The following is a 4,993-nucleotide window of genomic DNA, read 5'->3' on the forward strand; positions in this document are numbered from 1 at the left end:
AGGCCGCCGCCCGCGACGCGCGGCTGGCCGCCCTGGAGGACGCGGCCCGCGCGGTCGGCGCGGACGCCGTCCTGCTCGGCCACACCCTCGACGACCAGGCGGAGACGGTCCTCCTCGGGCTGGCTCGTGGCTCGGGAGCGCGGTCCCTCGCGGGGATGCCCCCGCGGCGGGGCGTCCTGCGGCGGCCGTTCCTGGCCGTGCGGCGGACCGAGACGGAGGCGGCGTGCCACGCGCAGGGCCTCGTGCCGTGGCACGACCCGACGAACGCCCCCGGGGCGACGCCGCTGCGCAGCCGCGTGCGGCACGAGGTGCTCCCGGTCCTCGAGGGGGTGCTCGGCCCGGGCGTCGCGCAGGCCCTGGCCCGCACGGCGGACCAGCTCGCCGCCGACGACGACGCCCTGACCCACCTCGCGGACGACCTCCTCGCCCGGGCGGACCGGTCGCCGGCCTTGGACGTGGCGGTCCTCGACGTGGACGTCCTCGCGGCGGCCCCGGACGCCGTGCGGCGCCGCGCGCTGCGGGCGGCCCTCGTGCGGGCGGGCGTGCCCGACGGAGCGCTGCACCGGGTCCACGTGCTCGCCGTCGACGCGCTCGTCACCGACTGGCACGGCCAGGGGGTCGTGGCCCTGCCCGGCGGACGCGGCGCACGGCGCCGGTGTGGCAGGCTGGCCGTCGGCCCCGCCGAGGAGCTCGACCCCTCGGCCGGCCGGCTGGGCCCGCACGGGGGAGCGGGGGCTGACGAACAGCACGAGCGCGACGAGCAAGGACGAGGAGCCTCCGGTGGACGCGGCTGACATGGGGCAGGACCTGGAGCGGGTGCTGCTGACGGAGGAGCAGATCGGCACGCGACTCGACGCGCTCGCCGGCGAGATCGACGCCGACTACGCCGGCCGGGAGCTGCTGCTGGTCGGCGTGCTCAAGGGCGCGGTCATGGTCATGGCGGACCTCGCCCGGCGCCTGCACTGCCCGGTGGAGATGGACTGGATGGCGGTGTCGTCCTACGGGGCGGGCACCACCTCCTCGGGCGTGGTCCGCATCCTCAAGGACCTGGACACGGACCTCACGGGCCGCCACGTGCTCATCGTCGAGGACATCATCGACTCCGGCCTGACGCTGTCGTGGCTGCTGGCGAACCTGCGCAGCCGCGGCGCGGCCTCCGTCGAGATCGCGACCCTGCTCCGCAAGCCCGAGGCCGCGAAGGTCGACGTCGAGGTGCGGTACGTCGGGTTCGACATCCCGACCGAGTTCGTCGTCGGCTACGGCCTGGACTACGCCGAGAAGTACCGGAACCTGCCGTTCGTCGGGACGCTCGCGCCCCACGTCTACAGCGACTGACCCCGCACCGGGCCGTCGCACTACGCCTGCCGGGTCCGTCCCGGATGCACGTCGCGCCCTGGGCGAACACCCGGGGGTTTCCCAGGGTGCAGCGGGTAGCGTGCCTCCAGATCACCCTGCGACCTGGAGGGACGAGGGCCACGGCCCGCTGCCCATGAACCTGAAGAAACTCACCCGCGGACCGGCCATCTGGATCCTCGTGGCGGTGGTCATCCTGTGGATCGGGGCGACCTCGTTCATGGCGCCCGCCGTGCAGCGCATCGACACGTCCCAGGGCCTGGAGCTCCTCGAGGGCGACACGGTCGAGCAGGTCCGGATCGTCGACGGCCAGCAGCGCGTGGACCTCACCCTCGCCGAGGAGTTCGAGGACAAGGGCACGAGCGTGCAGTTCTACTACGTCACCCCGCAGGGGGACGAGGTCGTGGACGCCATCGTCGACGCCGAGCTCGAGGGGGGCTACGACTCCGAGGTGCCGCGCACCTCCTGGTGGCAGAGCCTGCTCGGCCTCCTCCTGCCGTTCGTCATCATCATCGCCCTGTTCTGGTTCTTCCTGTCGCGGATGCAGGGCGGCGGCTCGCGGGTCATGCAGTTCGGCAAGTCCAAGGCCAAGCTCGTCTCCAAGGAGACGCCGCAGGTCACCTTCGGTGACGTGGCGGGCGTGGACGAGGCGGTCGAGGAGCTGCAGGAGATCAAGGAGTTCCTCGCCGACCCCGCCAAGTTCCAGGCGGTCGGCGCGAAGATCCCCAAGGGCGTGCTCCTCTACGGGCAGCCCGGTACCGGCAAGACCCTGCTCGCGCGCGCCGTCGCCGGCGAGGCGGGCGTGCCGTTCTACTCGATCTCCGGCTCGGACTTCGTCGAGATGTTCGTCGGCGTCGGCGCCTCCCGGGTGCGGGACCTGTTCGAGCAGGCGAAGCAGAACGCTCCGGCGATCGTCTTCATCGACGAGATCGACGCGGTCGGCCGGCACCGCGGCGCCGGCATGGGCGGCGGCCACGACGAACGCGAGCAGACCCTCAACCAGATGCTCGTCGAGATGGACGGGTTCGACGTCAACGCGAACGTCATCCTCATCGCCGCGACCAACCGCCCGGACATCCTCGACCCGGCCCTGCTGCGCCCGGGCCGCTTCGACCGGCAGATCTCCGTGGACGCGCCGGACCTCAACGGCCGTGAGCGCATCCTGCGCGTGCACGCCCAGGGCAAGCCGATGGCGACCGACGTCGACCTGCGCGCCGTCGCCAAGCGCACGCCCGGCTTCACCGGTGCGGACCTCGCCAACGTCCTCAACGAGGCGGCGCTCCTGACCGCCCGGACCGCCGGGACCCTGGTGGGCAACCACGAGCTCGACGAGGCGATCGACCGCGTCATCGCCGGTCCGCAGAAGCGGACCCGGCTGATGAACGACAAGGAGAAGAAGATCACCGCCTACCACGAGGGCGGGCACGCGCTGGTGGCGGCGGCGCTGCGGTACACGGACCCCGTGACCAAGGTGACGATCCTCCCGCGCGGCCGGGCGCTGGGCTACACGATGGTCATGCCGGCGGAGGACAAGTACTCCACGACGCGCAACGAGCTGATGGACCAGCTCGCCTACGCCATGGGCGGGCGCGTGGCGGAGGAGATCGTCTTCCACGACCCGACCACGGGCGCCTCCAACGACATCGAGAAGGCGACCGCGATCGCCCGCAAGATGGTGACCCAGTACGGCATGAGCGAGAAGGTCGGCGCGGTGAAGCTCGGCCAGGCCGACGGCGAGCCGTTCATGGGCATGGACCGCGGCCACGGCCGCGAGTACTCCGAGCAGGTCGCGTTCATCGTCGACGCCGAGGTGCGGCGGCTCATGGACTTCGCGCACGACGAGGCCTACGAGATCCTCCAGCAGTACCGGGAGGTCCTCGACGGGCTCGTGGTGGAGCTGCTCGAGCGCGAGACGCTGAACCAGGCGGAGCTCGCCGAGGTGTTCGCCGCGGTGACCAAGCGCGAGCCGCGCCAGGTGTGGCTGTCCAGCGACGCCCGCCCCGTCTCCGACATCCCGCCGGTGCGCACCGCTGCGGAGCAGGCGGCCGGCAACGGGCACGTCGTGCCGCAGGACGAGGCCGCGGCCGCCAAGGACGAGCACCCGGCCAACCCGATCGGCGAGGTGCCGCCCGGCGGCGCCGTCGACCCGGGCCGGAGCCACTGACGTGTCGCACACCGCCGACGACATACCCATCCCGGGGGGGACCACCGACGAGGAGATCTCGATGACCCCCGTTCTCTACGACGCCGAGCGCGCCGAGCGCGCCGTGCGCGAGCTGCTCCTGGCCGTGGGCGAGGACCCGGACCGGGACGGCCTGCGGGAGACGCCGGCGCGCGTCGCGCGCGCCTACGCGGAGCTCTTCGCGGGGCTGTACCAGGACCCGGCGGACGTGCTCAAGGTGACGTTCGACATCGGCGGTCACGACGAGATGATCCTGGTCAAGGACATCGAGGTGTACTCCACCTGCGAGCACCACCTCGTGCCCTTCCACGGCGTCGCGCACGTCGGGTACATCCCGGGGGAGGACGGCCGCGTCACGGGACTGTCGAAGCTCGCCCGCCTCGTCGACGTCTTCGCGCGCCGGCCCCAGGTCCAGGAGCGGCTGACGACGCAGATCGCCGACACCCTCGTGGAGGTCCTGCGGCCCCAGGGCGTCATCGTCGTGCTGCAGTGCGAGCACCTGTGCATGTCGATGCGCGGTGTCCGCAAGCCGGGGTCGAACACGCTGACGTCCGCGGTCCGCGGGCAGATGCGCGACGCCGCGACGCGGGCCGAGGCCATGAGCCTCATCCTCGGTCGCTGACGCGCCCCTAGGCTGGTCCGGTGCCACCGACGCCGCCCGTGCCCGCCCTGCCGGGAGGTCGGCCGGCCCGCTCCCCGGAACCCCTGCCGGCACGGCTGCGGGCGGCGGCGGACGAGCGGGCCCTGGTCATGGGCGTCGTCAACGTCACGCCGGACTCCTTCAGCGACGGCGGGCGGTGGTTCGAGCCGCACGCGGCGGTGGAGCACGGCCTCCGGCTGCTCGAGCAGGGCGCCGACGTCCTCGACGTGGGCGGGGAGTCCACCCGCCCCGGGGCCGAGCGGGTCCCCGTGGACGAGGAGCGCCGGCGCGTCCTGCCGGTCGTCCGGGAGCTGGTCGGGGCGGGGGCCGTGGTCAGCGTCGACACGACGCGCGCGGCGGTCGCGGACGCGGCGGTCGAGGCCGGCGCGCTGGTCGTCAACGACGTGTCCGGGGGGCTCGCGGACCCCGCCATGGCGGGCGTCGTCGCCGCCACGGGCGTCGTCTACGTCGCCATGCACTGGCGCGGCCACGCCGACGTCATGGACGCCCGGGCGACGTACGACGACGTCGTGACGCAGGTGCGGGACGAGCTCGCCCTCCGGGTCGACGGTCTCGTCGCCGCCGGGGTGCGGCCCGAGCAGCTCGTGCTGGACCCCGGACTCGGGTTCGCCAAGCCCGGCAGCGACAACTGGCCGCTGCTGGCGCACCTGGACGAGCTGCTCGCCCTGGGCCGGCCCGTGCTCGTCGGCGCCTCCCGCAAGCGCTTCCTCGGGCACCTGCTGGCCGGCCCCGACGGCGTCCCGGCGCCGCCCGAGGGCCGGGACGCGGCCACGGCAGCGGTGAGCGCGCTCGCCGCG

5 protein-coding genes are annotated in these 4,993 nt (G+C 73.6%); all 5 read left to right on the forward strand.

The genetic code is table 11. The features are described from left to right. Nucleotides 1-794: tRNA lysidine(34) synthetase (locus tag N866_RS20095; protein WP_052023159.1), on the forward strand; the 794-nt coding region annotated here is incomplete at its 5' end. Continuing rightward, on the forward strand, nt 781-1,335 hold the full coding sequence (gene hpt / locus N866_RS16165) for a hypoxanthine phosphoribosyltransferase (RefSeq protein ID WP_034228263.1): 555 nt from the start codon (nt 781-783) through the stop codon (nt 1,333-1,335). The genes N866_RS20095 and hpt, both read left to right, overlap by 14 nt. A 154-nt stretch (nt 1,336-1,489) precedes the next feature. After that, nucleotides 1,490-3,517 carry an ATP-dependent zinc metalloprotease FtsH gene (gene ftsH, locus N866_RS16170; protein WP_034228266.1) on the forward strand — a complete coding sequence of 676 codons (2,028 nt, stop codon included), beginning with the start codon at nt 1,490-1,492 and terminating at the stop codon, nt 3,515-3,517. A gap of 61 nt (nt 3,518-3,578) precedes the next feature. Then, complete coding sequence (gene folE / locus N866_RS16175) at nt 3,579-4,157, forward strand: GTP cyclohydrolase I FolE (protein WP_034228272.1); 579 nt, start codon at nt 3,579-3,581, stop codon at nt 4,155-4,157. Between the two features lie 20 nt (nt 4,158-4,177). Continuing rightward, nucleotides 4,178-4,993 (forward strand): dihydropteroate synthase (folP, locus tag N866_RS16180; protein ID WP_425393973.1); only part of this gene is annotated, 816 nt, incomplete at its 3' end.

This window comes from Actinotalea ferrariae CF5-4, from assembly GCF_000603945.1.
Lineage (GTDB): Bacteria > Actinomycetota > Actinomycetes > Actinomycetales > Cellulomonadaceae > Actinotalea > Actinotalea ferrariae.